The sequence below is a fragment of the Gilliamella sp. wkB108 genome (assembly GCF_001690195.1).
GTDB lineage: Bacteria > Pseudomonadota > Gammaproteobacteria > Enterobacterales > Orbaceae > Gilliamella > Gilliamella apicola_L.
On record NZ_LZGM01000102.1, the window covers coordinates 1 to 15926 of the forward strand.

Consider the following 15926-nt stretch of genomic DNA (forward strand, 5'->3'; position numbering starts at 1 on the left):
AGCTTCGATGATCAGTTTTTGAATACCACTGCGCAGTAGCATTCGATGCCCCATTTCCGCGGCAAACACCCGTAATTCAAATAATTGAATACCTTCTTGAATATCAACCAGAAAAACTTGTGGTTCAGGATCTTTAAGCACATATTCACACTCTAAAGCAGCTTGTTGTAACAGGCTAATAACCAGATCGCTATCGGCATCTATTGTTGCAGGAATAGTAAGCACAATACGAGTGATCGAATCAGATAAAGACCAGTTGACCAGTTGTTCGGTTATAAAGGCTTTGTTGGGCATAACGATCTCTTTACGATCCCAATCAACGATAGTAATGGCTCTTGTATTAATTTTGGTTATATTGCCGGTAAGTTCACGTATAGTAACGGTATCACCAATACGGACAGGCTTTTCAAATAAGATGATTAAACCAGAAACAAAGTTAGCAAAAATTTCTTGTAAACCAAAGCCTAAACCAACACCAAGCGCTGCAATAAGCCACTGAATTTTTGACCAATCGATACCAATAAACGAAAAAGCCACCATGCAACCAATCATTAAAATGATGTATTTCGATAGAGTTGAAATAGCATAACCGGTGCCGGGAGCGAGATCTAAATGTTGTAAAATGCCTAATTCCAGTAATGCCGGTAGATTTTTTACCAATTGGATAGTTATGGTCATAACTAAAATGGCAATACAAAGCGCACCAAGCGTAATATATTGTTCAATTTCAGTACCATTGACAACCGCGCTAGTTCCCCAAAGCTTAATGTTATTCATAAAAGCAAAGGCAGAATGTAATTCTGACCAGAGCAAAATCATGCTGATTAAGGCAACTAACATAATAATTGAGCGAACTAAATGTAATGATTGCGCACTAATTTCATCTAAGTCAATGACCGGTTCATCGACGCCTTCATTAATGGATGTCAATTCTTCATCGTGGGTTTTAGCTCGTTGCATACGCTCTAAACGTCGTTGTTTTACGCGTTCAAACTCAAGACGTCGTTTTTGGATCCACATCCAACGGCGAATCATAAAGTAGATCACTAATAGACCAAACCAGATGACAACAGAAGCCTCAAGCCGACCTAATAGGACTTGTGCGGTAGATAAATAACCTAAACAAGCGGCAATAATAGCGAGCCAAGGCGCGCTTAATAGAATAGACCACAGGATATGACTTAATAAGTTATCACCCGATCCCTTTTTATCAATATAAAGAGGTACGCCTGCACGGTGAATTGAATTGGTCATAAACACCAATGCAAAACAGAGAATAATAAAAGCACCCCGACCAATTGTGGCAGCAAATTGCCGGTTATTATACTGATCGAAGCTCATTACAATCATCACCAGTGGGATAACAACCCAAACTGAAAGCTGATAATACTTCATTGCCGCACGTACATTTTGTCTTGACCAGGCAAAATGCGTGATAAATAGACCATTCGGTGAAGCAAAGTGGGCGGTGATAATAAATACCCATAAAATGGGTGAAGCAGCATTAACACCATATCCCAAAGCGACAGCTACCGGATAATCCCAATTAATTTGTAAGGCATAACCAAACACAGCCCATAAAATAGGGATAGGTAGTGCCATAATTAATGAGTAAATAATGACTTTTAAAGTTAATGAATAACTGTCTTGGGTGACTTTACCAACACGAGTAGAGGATTTATTCAAAAAAGCGTAATACTTGCTGCGCATTTTAAAATGGGCAAAAACAAATATCAAAGATAAAATTAGTAAAAATAATGGTTTAGGCGCAGAAAGTACTTCACTGCTGGCATTATAGAGTTGTGATAGCGTATTGACAGAAAAAATAACATAAACCACATCTTTAGCCAAACTTAATGGAAAACTCAGTGTGATTGGATTCACATCAGCAACCCAGAAAAAGTAGCGATGTGCTGCATCGTTGACTTCATCAATGGCATTGGTTAATTGTTTATTGGCAATTTTTAACTTGGTTAATTCAAGAATAGTGGTATCAGTACCTGTTATTAACGTTTTAAGTAGTTCACTTTGATCGCGTAGTAAACGGCGATATTGGGTTGCAAGTTTAAGGCTATTAAGTGGACTAACTAAGTTTGGGTAGTTATCTAATAGTGTTAAGTTATTGCTGTATTTCAGTTGTTGCGCTTTGACCTCAGCAATTTCAGCATCTAAAGCCTGCGATTTTGGTTTTTCCGGTAAGCGCAATAATTGTTGTCGCAGAGTTTCACCCAGTGAGGTGGAAAAACTCAACCATTCACCTTGTTCATCCAGCGTTGCTAAGGTATTTTGGACATGTGAAATTTGCGTTGAAATGTTGGTTTGTTCGTTAATAATACTGGTTAAATGATTTTTTTGTGATTCGAGATTTTGACGTAAATCATCATTGGTGTCAGCTAACTGATCGACAATTTGCGTAAGTTCTTCCTCGTTATTAATGTTAATGTTTGCCTCTTCAGCAAAAGTGACAGAGGCGAACAGTACCAATATCCAACAGCAAACAACACGCATCCACATAAGATTAGATCCTTTGGGCAAGTTTTTGACCCACTCGGGTAATGTCACCCATTTTTAAGTTGTCGGCAAACTCAATTGTATTTGACGCAAATAGTGTAATAACAGTTGAGCCTAATTTAAAGCACCCCATATCTTGTCCTTTAGTTAATTTCACCTCACCAGAATAAGTCCAACGTTTCATAATGCCGTCTCGTGGAGGCGTGATCACACCTTCCCATTCAACTTCAATACTGCCGACAATAGTTGCACCAACTAAGATTTGTGCCATAGGGCCAAACTCTGTTTCAAAAAGACAAATTACGCGTTCATTACGAGCAAAAATATTATCAATACTCTCAGTTGTTGCTTTATTGACTGAAAATAGTGAACCAGGAACGTAGATCATCTCACGTAATACACCGTCACAAGGCATATGAAAACGGTGATAATTTTTAGGTGATAAGTAGGTGGTCGCATAAGATCCATTTTTAAAGAACTTGATCATCTCAGGATGACAGGCAACAAGTGAATCAAGAGAGTAAAAATGCCCTTTAGCTTGTATTAATTGTGTATCTTGAATTTGCCCAAATTGACTTAACACACCGTCAGCCGGCATAACAATACTGTTACTTGCTTCATCGATAGGGCGAGCATCATCTTTTAATTTGCGCGCAAAGAAATTATTGAAGGTTTTATAATCTTTAACATTAGTTAGTTCTGCTTCACTTAAATCCACTTTATACAGCTTACTAAAACCCATAATCATCCAAGTAGTGACTTTACCCAACTCTTTTTTAGCTAACCAACCAAAGATACCGGTTAATAATTGCTTAGGCAGGAGATACTGAATTATTGCTTTTAATTGGTTTAACATAGATTGCTCTCGTTTGTTTGTGGAAATGTAGCATTATAACAATATTTATAGGGAATGTATAAAGTGAAAGGTAATTAAGGATTTGTGCTGTTGATCACATAAAGTTTAAATATTTTGCCATAAAAACGTAAACATTGGCAATTGATTAAAAGTTTCTATCGTCATTCCTTTCTACACTGTAGCTATTATAAATAATAAGGGTAGTAATGATGACCGAGAGATATATTGCAGCTATTGACTTAGGTGCATCGAGCGGTAGAGTAATGTTGTCATGTTATCAGCAATCAAATCAACACTTAACACTTAAAGAGATTCATCGATTTACCAATTCATTTCAACAAATTGATTCCCATTGTTGTTGGGATCTTCCTTACTTAGAACAACAAATATTGATTGGATTAAATAAAATCGTCGATCAAGGTATTAAACTCGATAGCATCGGGATTGACACTTGGGGCGTGGATTATGTGTTACTTGATAAAAAGGGGGATGTCGTTGGTCCAACTTACGCTTATCGCGATCATCGAACCGATAATATTTTAAGCAAAGTGCAACAAGAATTTGGTGCAGAAAATATTTATCAAAAAACGGGTATTCAGTTTTTAACGTTTAATACGCTGTATCAACTTAAAGCAATGATGCTTGAAAAACCGACTTGGTTATCGCAAGTCACTGATTTTGTCATGATCCCCGATTACCTCATTTATAGATTGACCGGTCAACTTAATCGTGAATATACCAATGCTACCACCACCCAATTAGTTAATGTTACCACAAATGATTGGGATGAGGATTTACTTAACTATCTCGGTTTACCTCGTAAATGGTTTGGTGAAATCCAAGTTCCGGGCAATCGTGTTGGTTATTGGACGAGTAGCAAAGGCGATCAGATCCCGGTAGTTTCTGTGGCGAGTCATGATACTGCCAGTGCAGTGATCGCATCGCCGTTAAGTGATCTAAATAGTGCTTATTTATGTTCCGGCACATGGTCTTTAATGGGGATTGAGTCAAAACAACCTTTTACAACAAAGCAAGCATTAGAAGCCAATATTACCAATGAAGGTGGCGTAAACGGACATTATCGGGTACTGAAAAATATCATGGGATTATGGTTATTTCAACGTGTCTGCTCAGAACATAGTGTTACTGATATTGTTCAGTTGATTGAATTGGCTAAAAAAGAACAACCATTCTTATATCTTGTTAATCCAAATGATCCAAGATTCTTAAATCCAGAATCTATGACAGAGACCATTAAACAGGTTTGTTTAGAAAACAACCCGAATGATCCACGCTCTGTCCCTCAAACATTACCGCAGTTAGTTCGTTGTATTTTCGACAGTTTAGCTAAGCTTTATAAAGATGTTGTCGATCAACTTTCTTCTTTAACGACACAACCGATTAAAACCTTACATATTGTTGGTGGTGGTTGTCAAAATGAGTTTTTAAATCAGTTATGTGCGGATATTTGCAATATTGATGTTACCGCAGGCCCGATAGAGTCTTCGGCATTAGGCAATATTGGTTATCAACTTATTTCATTAGGAGATATTGCAGATGTAAACACATTGCGGCATATCATTTCCAAAAATTTCGAGACTAAATATTATTTTCCAACAGGAAAAAATTAATTAACCAATTATTTTATTTACCAATTTTACTAAGGAGTTCCAGATGAGTGTTATTGACAATGCATACCAAATTGCTAAAGCAAGATTTGCTGAAATAGGGGTAGATACTGATGCAGCACTTACTGCAATGGCTAAGTTACCTATCTCAGTTCATTGCTGGCAAGGCGATGATGTAGCTGGCTTTGAAAATCAAGATGGTGATTTAACTGGTGGAATACAAGCAACCGGTAATTATCCGGGAAAAGCAAGAACAGCTATTGAACTGCGATCTGATTTGGATAAAGCATTTAGCCTTATTCCCGGACCTAAAAGATTAAATTTACATGCTTCTTATTTAGAGGCAGATCACAAAGTTGATCGTAATGAAGTAAAACCTGAACATTTTGCTAAATGGGTAGATTGGGCAAAACATCATAAAATCGGCTTAGATTTTAATCCTACTTATTTTTCACACCCTTTGAGTAATGAAGGAACCTTAACCCATGTCAATAAAGAGATTCGCCAATTTTGGATCGATCATGGTAAGGCTTGCCGTAAAGTGTCGGAATATTTCGGTAGAGAACTTGGTACCGCATCAGTAATGAATATTTGGTTACCTGACGGTATGAAAGATATTACGGTTGATAAATTTGCACCAAGACAACGTCTGTTAGAGTCGTTAGATGAAGTTATTAGCGAAAAAATCGATACTAAATACCATATCGATGCGGTTGAAAGTAAATTATTTGGTATTGGTTTAGAGTCCTATACTGCAGGATCAAATGAATTCTATTTAGCTTATGCGACTTCGCGCAAAACAGCACTTTGTTTAGATGCTGGGCATTTCCACCCTACAGAAGTCATTTCTGACAAAATTTCAGCCGTAATGCCATTTGTTGAACATTTACTATTACATGTTAGTCGTCCAGTCCGTTGGGATAGTGATCATGTGGTGCTTTTTGATGATGAAACACAAAATATCGCCAGTGAAATTATCCGTAACAACTTATTCAATCGAGTCCATATCGGGTTAGATTTCTTTGATGCTTCTATTAACCGTATTGCCGCTTGGGTTATTGGAACGCGCAATATGAAAAAATGTTTGTTAAAAGCGTTATTAGAACCAACTGCACAACTAAAAGCTTATGAAAATGAACGTGATTTTACCTCTCGTTTAGCGCTTTTAGAAGAGCAGAAATCATTACCATGGCAAGCAGTATGGGATAAATATTGTGAATTAAACAATGTACCTGTTGGTCGCGCGTGGTTGGATGAAGTTCGTCAATATGAAAAAACTGTATTAAGTCAACGATAATAAGGTGAAAAATATGCAACAGATTCAATCTTCATGGTTTGTTCAAGGCATGATTAAAGCCACATATGATATGTGGTTAAAAGGTTGGGATGAAAGAAATGGTGGTAATGTCAGTTTGAGATTACTTGAAAGCGATGTCATTTCGTTTCAAGGTGACTTTTATCAAAACCCTCGTCATGTTTCTTTAACCCAAGATGTGACTAAACTTGCTAATCAATACTTTATTGTGACTGGATCGGGTAAATTTTTCCGTAATGTCATTTTAGATCCTGCTGATACTTTAGCGGTTGTTAAAATCGATGAGCAGGGTAAGGGATATTACATAATGTGGGGACTGATTAATGGCGGATTGCCGACATCAGAACTTGCTGCACATTTACAATCACACATTGTCCGTATGGAACAAAGTCAAGGTAAAGATCGTGTCATTATGCATTGCCATGCGACTAACTTAATTGCCTTGACTTATGTACTAGAGCTTGATAGTGCTGTGATAACAAGGTTGTTGTGGGAAATGAGTACCGAATGTTTGGTGGTCTTTCCTGACGGTGTCGGTGTGGTGCCTTGGATGGTACCGGGCAAAGACGAAATCGGTTATGCAACAGCTAAACAGATGGCTAAACATACATTGGTATTATGGGCTTTTCATGGTGTTTTCGGTACCGGGCCGACCCTCGATGAGGCATTTGGTTTGATTGATACGGCTGAAAAATCAGCCGAAGTATTAGTCAAAGTACTGTCTATGGGTGGAAAACGTCAAACTATTTCCATTGAACAATTTAGACATCTGGCTGAACGTTTTGGCGTTAATCCTATGGAAGAAGCATTACAAGAAAAATAGTTGGATTAAATAACAGAACTTAGAGTTATATTTAAATTAATACAAGGATAAATATATGGGTAGTTCGATTATTTTAGGTATTTTTTGGCACTTTGTTGGTGCCGCATCGGCGGCATGTTTTTATGCACCTTTGAAAAAAGTAAAAAATTGGTCATGGGAAACCATGTGGTCAATAGCAGGTATTTTCTCGTGGATCATTTTGCCATGGTCAATTAGTTATTTTTTACTGCCTGATTTTTGGGCATATTATGGATCATTTGATTCAAAAGTGCTTATTCCAGTGTTCTTATTTGGCGCAATGTGGGGTGTTGGTAATGTCGGTTATGGATTAACAATGCGTTATTTGGGTATGTCAATGGGGATCGGTATTGCCATTGGTATTACCTTAATCGTTGGGACATTAATGACGCCTATTTTACAAGGTAAATTCGGTGAACTTATCGCCTCCACTGGCGGCAAAATGACCATATTAGGTGTTATTGTTGCGGTTGTTGGTGTAGCAATCGTCTCTTATGCCGGATTGTTAAAAGAAAAAACACTAGGTGTACAAGTTGCTGACTTTAATCTTAAAAAAGGATTATTATTAGCAGTTATGTGTGGGATCTTTTCTGCTGGCATGTCATTTGCGATGAGCGCGGCAGTTCCTATGCATGCTTATGCAGCAGAACTTGGTGTTAATCATCTTTATGTTGCATTACCGAGTTATGTCGTCATTATGGGTGGGGGTGCTATTATTAATCTTGGCTTTTGTATTTCACGATTATGTGTCAAAAAGGATCTTTCTTTCAAACAAGATATGTCCGTGGCTAAGTCTCTATTAATTAGTAATGCATTATTTGCCATTCTTGGTGGCGCCATGTGGTATTTTCAATTCTTCTTCTATGCTTGGGGTCACGCCAATATTCCAACAGAGTATGGTTTTATGAGTTGGATGTTACATATGAGTTTCTATGTCTTATGTGGTGGACTTGTTGGTTTAGTTTTAAAAGAGTGGTTTGGTACAGGCAAAAAACCAGTACGCATACTTTGTATTGGCTGTTTAGTGATTATTCTTGCTGCCAATATTGTGGGCTTGGGCATGGCAAATTAATTAAAAGGAATAAATTATGTCTTATCGTATGATTTTAAATGAAACATCTTATTTTGGTGCAGGTTCAATTAGCAACATTGTAGATGAAGTTAAAAAACGAGGTTTTAAAAAGGCATTAGTTGTCACGGATAAAGATTTAATAAAATTTAATGTCGCAACTAAAGTTACCCATTTATTAGATCAAAATGGTTTAACTTATCAGGTTTTTGATGAAGTTATGCCAAATCCTACTATTGGTGTGGTAAAAAAAGGTGTAGAAGTCTTTAAAAATTCAGGTGCTGACTATTTGATAGCAATTGGTGGTGGATCACCACAAGATACAGCAAAAGCGATTGGTATTATTATCAACAATCCTGAATTTGCCGATGTACGTAGTTTGGAAGGGGTTGCACCAACCAAAAAACCGGCTGTACCAACAATTGCGATTCCAACCACTGCAGGGACTGCAGCTGAAGTAACTATCAATTATGTGATCACCGATGAAGAGAAGAAACGTAAATTTGTTTGTGTTGATCCGCATGATATTCCCGCTGTCGCAATTATTGATTCTGACATGATGGCCAGTATGCCAGCGAGTTTAAAAGCCGCAACCGGCGTTGATGCTTTAACACATGCTATCGAAGGTTATATTACTAAAGGTGCATGGGAATTATCCGATATGTTCCACCTAAAAGCGATTGAAGTGATCTCCCGTTCATTACGAGATTCAGTCAAAGGTATAGCCAAAGGTGGCGAAGATATGGCATTGGGTCAATATATCGCAGGTATGGGCTTTTCTAACGTTGGTTTAGGTTTAGTTCATGGTATGGCGCATCCATTAGGTGCTTTCTATGGCACTCCACATGGTGTGGCTAATGCAGTCTTATTACCACATATTATGGCTTATAATGCTGATTTTACCGCTGACAAATATCGTGATATTGCCAAAGCAATGGGGGTAAGTGGCACAGAAACCATGAATACACAAGCAGCCCGACAAGCAGCAGTAAATGCGGTTAAACAACTTAACAAAGATGTAGGTATTCCTGCGACATTGAAAGAAATTGGGGTTAAAAAAGAAGACATTCCGGCATTAGCTCAAGCTGCTTTTGACGATGTATGTACTGGAGGAAATCCTCGAGAAACCAATGTTAAAGAGATCGAGGAATTATATAATTCAATCTATTAGTTAATTGTTTATTGAGATTGAAATGGGTTATAAAACAACCGTTAACCCATTTCAGTTATTATCAATAAGCAAAATAAAAGGAGATATTATGATTAGAAAAGCCTCCATAATGCAGGTTAATCCAGATAAACATGCCGAATACAAAAAACGCCATGATGAAATTTTTCCTGAATTAGTCGAAGTATTAAAATCACATGGCGCACATAATTATTCAATTTTCTTAGATAAAAAACGTAATTTGTTATTTGCCTATGTCGAAATTGAATCTGAAGAGCGTTGGAACGCAGTGTCACAAACACAAGCATGTCAAAAATGGTGGGCATTTATGAAAGATATTATGCCTAGTAATGCTGATAATAGTCCTATTAGTGAAGAATTATTACCAGTGTTTTACCTCAAATAAGCTATTACTCTCTTTTGACGCAACAAAAGAGAGTAATTTATTCACTAATTAGCTCGCAGTAATTACAGTTAAACTACTAAAGTTCTGTTGTCTGGCAATAGCTTATTCGCTTTAGGCAACTATCGATTAATAACCAGCGTTATAGATCTGCGATAGTAGCACGCTTACCTATTTGATTATTGAGGTACAGACATATTTGTTTTAGTGATTAAGCTGGAATTATCGGTCTGATCGCGAAATTTAGCACGATATTGTGAAGGCGTTTGATCCGTCTCTTTTTTAAAAACCGCCGAAAAGTAATTACTATCATCATAACCGCATTCCGCTGAGATAATACTTATTGAATAAGCGGTATTGCGAAGTAAAGACATCGCCTTACATAGTCGTAGTTTCTGTAGATAACCACTTATTGTCATTCCTGTTTGATTTTTAAATAGACGACTCAGTGAGCGAGCAGCAAGATTATGATCCTTACAAAACATCTCAAAGTTAAACGAAGTAGCAATACTATTATGAAGTACGGTAAAGAGTATATCTAATTGATGTGTTGCTGTTGGTTGAATGTCATTTGGTTGTTGTTTAATTCTGTCTAACAAAATAACGAATTGTAAAAACAGCGCTTCTGACAAATGTACTGCTGCTAAATTATTTTTTTTAGACTCGATAGCGAGTTGTTCAATCAAGGGTTGCAACTGTTTTATATAGGAAGGTTGAATACGCCATACCCGTTCAGTATGTTTTGCTGAGTGTTTGGGGAGATATTTTTCAATTATTGAAGATAAAAAAAGCGTTTCCCGAGTATATAAAATATTGTCCAGTTTCAGATTATTCACCGACTCATAACCATGAACATCATCATAATTAATATAAAGAATATCACCACTGGTAATCGGATAGATATAATCATTCCATATGTGCAAACCATTTCCCGAAGAGACAACAACTAACTCATCAAAATCGTGATCATGTAAAGGAAAAGGATCTTGATGTTCTCGTTTTTCGACAGCGACTGTATTAATATCTGAAATAAAATAATCTTGTTTATATAAACGTAAATTTTTATGCATAACCCATCCCTGTCAATTTAACGATATACTTAATGATATCGTTTATCTGGATTATTTCGTAATGCCTGAGGCGAAAAACTAAACTCTTGTTTAAAACATGTAGAAAAATAAGCACTGTCATTAAAACCACACTCTTGTGCAATTGTTGTTATTGTCTTATTAGTATAGATTAATTGTGAATAGGCATCAGCTAAACGTAATTTAATAAGGTATTTTTGCGGGGAAATACCTATTTCATTTTTTACATGTCGGTGGAATGAGCGCAATGATAATGAAAATTGTTGAGTTGTCTTTTCCCAATCGATACTTTCTTTGAAGTGGACTTGTACCCAACGTAAAAGTTGCCTGACTCGATTATCGTTAGATCCGGTTCCTTTTTCAACATATTGATTCTGTTTGAATAATATTAGTAACTGTAAAAATAAGCTCTCTTGATAGGCAGTTGATTCATTGGTGGTATTATTGAGTTGGTTTAAAATTGTTTGAATACTCGTGTCACACTTCTTATCAAAAAAGTAGTGGGCTTGAAATGGATCTTGTTGGGGTATTAAATCATCAATACCATTAATAAAGTTAAATTTATCCGGATCTCTAAATAAGATATTGGTTAATTGTAAATTATCGACATTTTCATATAAGTGACAATCGGATGCATGAATATAAAACATCATACCTGGATATAAGTCGAACATATGACCGTTTAAAATATGTTTACCATGCCCACCGGTGACGATAACAATTTCATTAAAATTATGGGTATGTTCTGGATAAACGGGCTGCGGGTTTCTAGGTTCAAGCGTAATATTTTGCTCATTAGAAGAAAAAAAATCTTTATCCAAAAGCATCTGTACCATGATTTAATCCTCATTCTAATGATAATAAGAATATTCTAGGGAGGAATTGAAACTCTTACCTTCAATATTCGGACATGGAAAATATTTTTTTGGCTGTAATTTATAGGAAAAGGCGACTTTTTATCAAAAATGTGCGAAATCTCACATTTTTATAATAGTGTTTATACTCAACCGTATAGTTAACCTGAAATATCTTTACAACTTTTTTTACTTGAAAGTATGAGTGGAAAGAATAACCTATTGATAATAAACATTAAAATTAATATTGCTACACATTAGTGTGTCATTAAAATAATAGGGTGAAGTGTGTTGAGTTATAATTTAGCCAAAATCACACGTTTATTCAGCTCACATAAAATTGTAACTTCACATTTAGTACTTGAATTTAAGCGTTTTGATAAATTTTAACGGTATAGACTCCTGAATAATTTTTACCAATCTGCTGACTTGCATAGGTCCAACAGTAGTACAACTTACCGCAATATATATTGAAAAAAGGCGACAATTAATTAAGTCTTTTATTAACTTGATTCGCAATTAGAGGTTAAGTGTAGCCGTTTAGATAAGTTTAAACGGTATAGACTCCTGAATTATTTTTACCAATCTGCTGACTTGCATAGCCCAAATAGTAGTACAACTTATCGTAATGTATATGAAATAAAAGGCGACAAATAATTAAGTCTTTTATTAACTTGATTCGCAATTAGAAGTTGAATGTAGCCGTTTTGATTAGATTAAACGGTATAGACTCCTGAATAATTTTTACCAATCTGCTGGTGAGCATAGGTCAAACAACCGCACAACTTACCGCAATATATATGAAATAAAAAGCGACAATTAATTAAGTCTTTTATTAAATTGATTCGCACTCAAAGGTTGAGTGTGGCCGTTTTGATAAGTTTAAACGGTATAGACTCCTGAATAATTTTTACCAATCTGCTGGTGAGCATAGGTCAAACAACCGCACAACTTACCGCAATATATATTAAAAAAGGCGACAATTAATTAAGTCTTTTACTAATTTAATTCGCACTCAAAGGTTAAGTGTGGCTTTGTTTTTATACTCAAACATATAGTTAACCTGAAATATCTTTACAGCTATTTTAAGATGAAAGTATGAGTGAAAATCTAACTTATTGATAATCAATACATAAATTAAAATGGTCACTCATACTGTTTGGTTATTTAAAGTAATATAAAAAATATTAAGTTATTAATAATAAATACAGGAATTAAAATAGCTATTGACCATTTCATATAGCCTAAAAAATTTGGCATTTTTATCTTATGTTGTTTAGCAATGCTTTTAACCATAAAGTTAGGTGCATTACCAATGTAACTGAGCGCACCCATAAATACCGATCCCATTGAAATTGCTAATAAGGTTTTTTCAAAGGTTGTCATTAATATCTGTGCATCTCCTGATGCTAAATTAAAAAAGACCAGATAAGTTGGTGCATTATCTAAAAATCCGGATAACAAGCCGGATAGCCAAAAATACATGCTGTTAATAGGCTGACCTGAGTCTGTCGTTACCATAGAAACAATTGTTGATAAAGCGCCGTCAGAGCCTGCTCGTAAAATAGTAAGTACCGGTGCAATCGTAATGAAAATGCCAATAAACAGTCTGGCGACTTCTAAAATAGGTTGCCAATTAAATTCATTGGCCGAACGGACTTGCTTGGGAGTGATTAACACGGAAACTAATGTGATCAGCACAAATAAACTGTCTCGTACTAGATTGGGTAAGGTAATGTGTGAGTTGAAAACCGTAAAACTGATAGAGGATTTCCATAAACCAGATAAAAGTACGCTAATAATGACAAGCAATAGTAGGAATATATTGATAATGCCATATATTTTGATTCGTTCTGAAGAGTTGGTTGTTGCGGTATCTTGCTGTGAATGTCCATATTGTTGGTGGTAATAGTGACAATCAATGCAATAAAAAATGGTTAATAGCAAGATAGTGGTTAATAAGACAGGAAAAAACATGTGTTTAATCGTCCAGTAAAAATCGACCCCTTTCAAAAAACCGATAAATAGTGGAGGATCACCTAGCGGCGTTAAACCGCCACCAATATTAGCAACTAAAAAGATAAAAAAGACAATAATATGGACACGCTTTTGTCGATTACGGTTAGCACGAATTAATGGGCGAATCATTAACATGGCAGCGCCAGTCGTTCCCATAATTGATGCGGCTATTGTTCCTAAAGCTAATATACCAACATTCAATTTTGGCGTACTTATCCTATCACTTTTAATTAAAATGCCACCAGATGTCGTGAACAGTACCAATAATAATAAAATAAATGGAATATACTCTTCTAAAATTGCATGTACCGTGAGATTAATGGTTATTTGCCAGCCATAAGAAATGATAAAAGCAATCAAAAAGAACAAGGTCCAAAAGTAGATGATCTTGCCATAATTGTGATGCCATACACGAGGAAAAAATAGGGGTAATAATGCAATAGATAATAAAATTCCGACAAAAGGAATGCCCCAGAGTAGTGATAAATTTTGCCCGCTAAATTCAGCAGCAAAGAGATCAAAAGGGGTAAATAACAGCATAACAAACAGTATTAGTGATAAGTTAAGGCGGTTTTTCATGATAATATCTATTAATTTTAGGATGCGAGATTATAGCAAATCGAAAATTACTTTTCTAATCAATTACCTATAGGCATATTAGCGGATTGATAATAATGAAACGGTTTACCAGTTAATTATAGCAAGATGTGTAAAATGCATTAATCACAACCAATTGAATAATAATAAAATCTGTTTCAATAACATCAATATACTGTAACTAAGTAATAGAGTAATTAGCCTATTATAACAAGCACCTAACAGCGTGTTTTTTAGACAGAATTGTCAAATAACTCAGTATAAAAATCAAAACAGCATTATGCTTGGTATATTATGTGCAGTGTTAAACAGATAAACAAAAACCGTGAGAGAATTTCGCGACTTATTGGTTAGATATGCCTTTCTGCACTCTAGTGAGTTAATTTCAGAATTAGCGAGCATTATTTATACGGTTAGGTCAAAACAAGTCAGGTATATCAATTCATAGGTGTGGCTCTTTCGCATATTGTTTTTAAAACCATTATAATAGCGACAAATTTTATTTTTGGATTAACTATGCAAAAACAGCAAGCCGTCATTCAATCATCCCCATTACATAGTCGCAATAAACATCGCGCGGGTTATCACTTCGCGACACTCACTAAAACCCTACCGGCATTGTCACCGTTTGTGAAACAGAACCGGTATGGTAATTGGTCGATAGATTTTGCTGATCCTGTTGCGGTTAAAATGCTAAATAAGGCGTTGTTGTTACATTATTATCAACTTACTGATTGGGATATTCCAAATGACTTTCTGTGTCCACCTATTCCGGGACGTGCTGATTATATTCACTATTTAGCGGATCTATTAGCACAAGATAACCAAAATACTATTCCGGTAGGTAAGCAAGTCAAAGTCTTGGATATTGGGGTGGGGGCTAATGTGATCTACCCAATTATTGGTCGGGCTGAGTATGGTTGGTCATTTGTGGGTAGTGATATCAATCCTGTGGCGATTAAAGTTGCTTCGTTAATCACGCAAGCCAATAAGATATTAAATGGCGCGCTACAGTGTCGGTTACAGCAAGATAGTTCAGCCATTTTTCGACATATCATAAAACCGAAAGAGTTTTATATGCTAACACTGTGTAATCCTCCTTTTCATGCTTCAGCACAAGAGGCATTAGCAAGTACCCAAAAGAAGCTTAAAAATTTAGGTAAACTAAACAACTCGGCACAAAAAACGGTACTCAATTTTGGCGGACAGCAGGCAGAATTATGGTGTAAAGGGGGAGAGAGTACCTTTATTGCTAATATGATCGCCGAAAGTGCTGATTATAAAGAGCAATGCTTATGGTTTACTTCGTTAGTATCCAAACAAGAATCTTTAGCGGTACTTGATAAAAAATTGAAACAAGTCGCGGTTATTGAAAAGAAGATTATCCCTATGGCTCAAGGTAATAAGATAAGCCGTTTTGTGGCATGGACTTTCTTTAATGCCAATGAACGTAAGCAGATATGTAAAAATTATTCAGGAGTCTATACCGTTTAAACTTATCAAAACGGCTACATTCAGCTTCTGAGTGCGAATCAAGTTAGTAAAAGGCTTAATTTTTTGTCGCCTTTTATTTCATG

11 protein-coding genes and 1 pseudogene are annotated in these 15926 nt (G+C 36.0%); 7 read left to right on the forward strand and 5 right to left on the reverse strand.

Translation table 11 applies throughout. The annotated features are described in order from the left end of the window. Window positions 1–2424: pseudogene (gene mscM, locus A9G11_RS11465) on the reverse strand (miniconductance mechanosensitive channel MscM); the annotation flags it as partial. A gap of 94 nt (window positions 2425–2518) precedes the next feature. Then, window positions 2519–3367 (reverse strand): archaetidylserine decarboxylase, encoded by an 849-nt coding sequence (gene asd, locus A9G11_RS11470; RefSeq protein WP_065619750.1) that lies wholly within the window; start codon window positions 3365–3367, stop codon window positions 2519–2521. Window positions 3368–3576: 209 nt separating this feature from the next. On the opposite strand from asd, the gene rhaB reads away from it, so the two are divergent. The 6 genes from rhaB to rhaM all read left to right on the forward strand — a co-directional run bounded on the left by rhaB (window position 3577) and on the right by rhaM (window position 9794). Continuing rightward, window positions 3577–4998, forward strand: coding sequence for a rhamnulokinase (rhaB, locus tag A9G11_RS11475; protein WP_065619751.1), 1422 nt, complete (start codon window positions 3577–3579; stop codon window positions 4996–4998). A 43-nt stretch (window positions 4999–5041) separates the two neighbouring features. Further along, complete coding sequence (locus A9G11_RS11480) at window positions 5042–6292, forward strand: L-rhamnose isomerase (RefSeq protein WP_065619752.1); 1251 nt, start codon at window positions 5042–5044, stop codon at window positions 6290–6292. A 13-nt stretch (window positions 6293–6305) separates the two neighbouring features. Then, the gene (gene rhaD, locus A9G11_RS11485) at window positions 6306–7133 is read left to right on the forward strand and encodes a rhamnulose-1-phosphate aldolase (RefSeq protein ID WP_065619753.1); all 828 of its coding nucleotides are present in this window, start codon (window positions 6306–6308) and stop codon (window positions 7131–7133) included. 55 nt (window positions 7134–7188) lie between these two features. After that, window positions 7189–8223: an L-rhamnose/proton symporter RhaT gene (gene rhaT, locus A9G11_RS11490; RefSeq protein ID WP_065619754.1), complete on the forward strand. Its 1035-nt coding sequence runs from the start codon at window positions 7189–7191 to the stop codon at window positions 8221–8223. A gap of 16 nt (window positions 8224–8239) precedes the next feature. Then, a complete protein-coding gene (gene fucO / locus A9G11_RS11495; protein ID WP_065619755.1) occupies window positions 8240–9391 on the forward strand; it encodes a lactaldehyde reductase in 1152 nt (383 codons plus the stop codon). A gap of 88 nt (window positions 9392–9479) precedes the next feature. After that, window positions 9480–9794 carry an L-rhamnose mutarotase gene (gene rhaM / locus A9G11_RS11500; protein ID WP_065619768.1) on the forward strand — a complete coding sequence of 105 codons (315 nt, stop codon included), beginning with the start codon at window positions 9480–9482 and terminating at the stop codon, window positions 9792–9794. 176 nt (window positions 9795–9970) lie between these two features. Here rhaM and A9G11_RS11505 read toward each other — a convergent pair whose 3' ends face one another. The 3 genes from A9G11_RS11505 to A9G11_RS11515 all read right to left on the reverse strand — a co-directional run bounded on the left by A9G11_RS11505 (window position 9971) and on the right by A9G11_RS11515 (window position 14331). Then, complete coding sequence (locus tag A9G11_RS11505; protein ID WP_065619756.1) at window positions 9971–10861, reverse strand: helix-turn-helix domain-containing protein; 891 nt, start codon at window positions 10859–10861, stop codon at window positions 9971–9973. Window positions 10862–10890: 29 nt separating this feature from the next. After that, complete coding sequence (gene rhaS / locus A9G11_RS11510) at window positions 10891–11715, reverse strand: HTH-type transcriptional activator RhaS (protein ID WP_065619757.1); 825 nt, start codon at window positions 11713–11715, stop codon at window positions 10891–10893. A 1185-nt stretch (window positions 11716–12900) separates the two neighbouring features. Then, on the reverse strand, window positions 12901–14331 hold the full coding sequence (locus A9G11_RS11515) for a sodium:proton antiporter (RefSeq protein WP_065619758.1): 1431 nt from the start codon (window positions 14329–14331) through the stop codon (window positions 12901–12903). A gap of 534 nt (window positions 14332–14865) precedes the next feature. Here A9G11_RS11515 and rlmF point away from each other — a divergent pair. Continuing rightward, on the forward strand, window positions 14866–15843 hold the full coding sequence (rlmF, locus tag A9G11_RS11520; RefSeq protein ID WP_065619759.1) for a 23S rRNA (adenine(1618)-N(6))-methyltransferase RlmF: 978 nt from the start codon (window positions 14866–14868) through the stop codon (window positions 15841–15843). Window positions 15844–15926 lie beyond the last annotated feature (83 nt).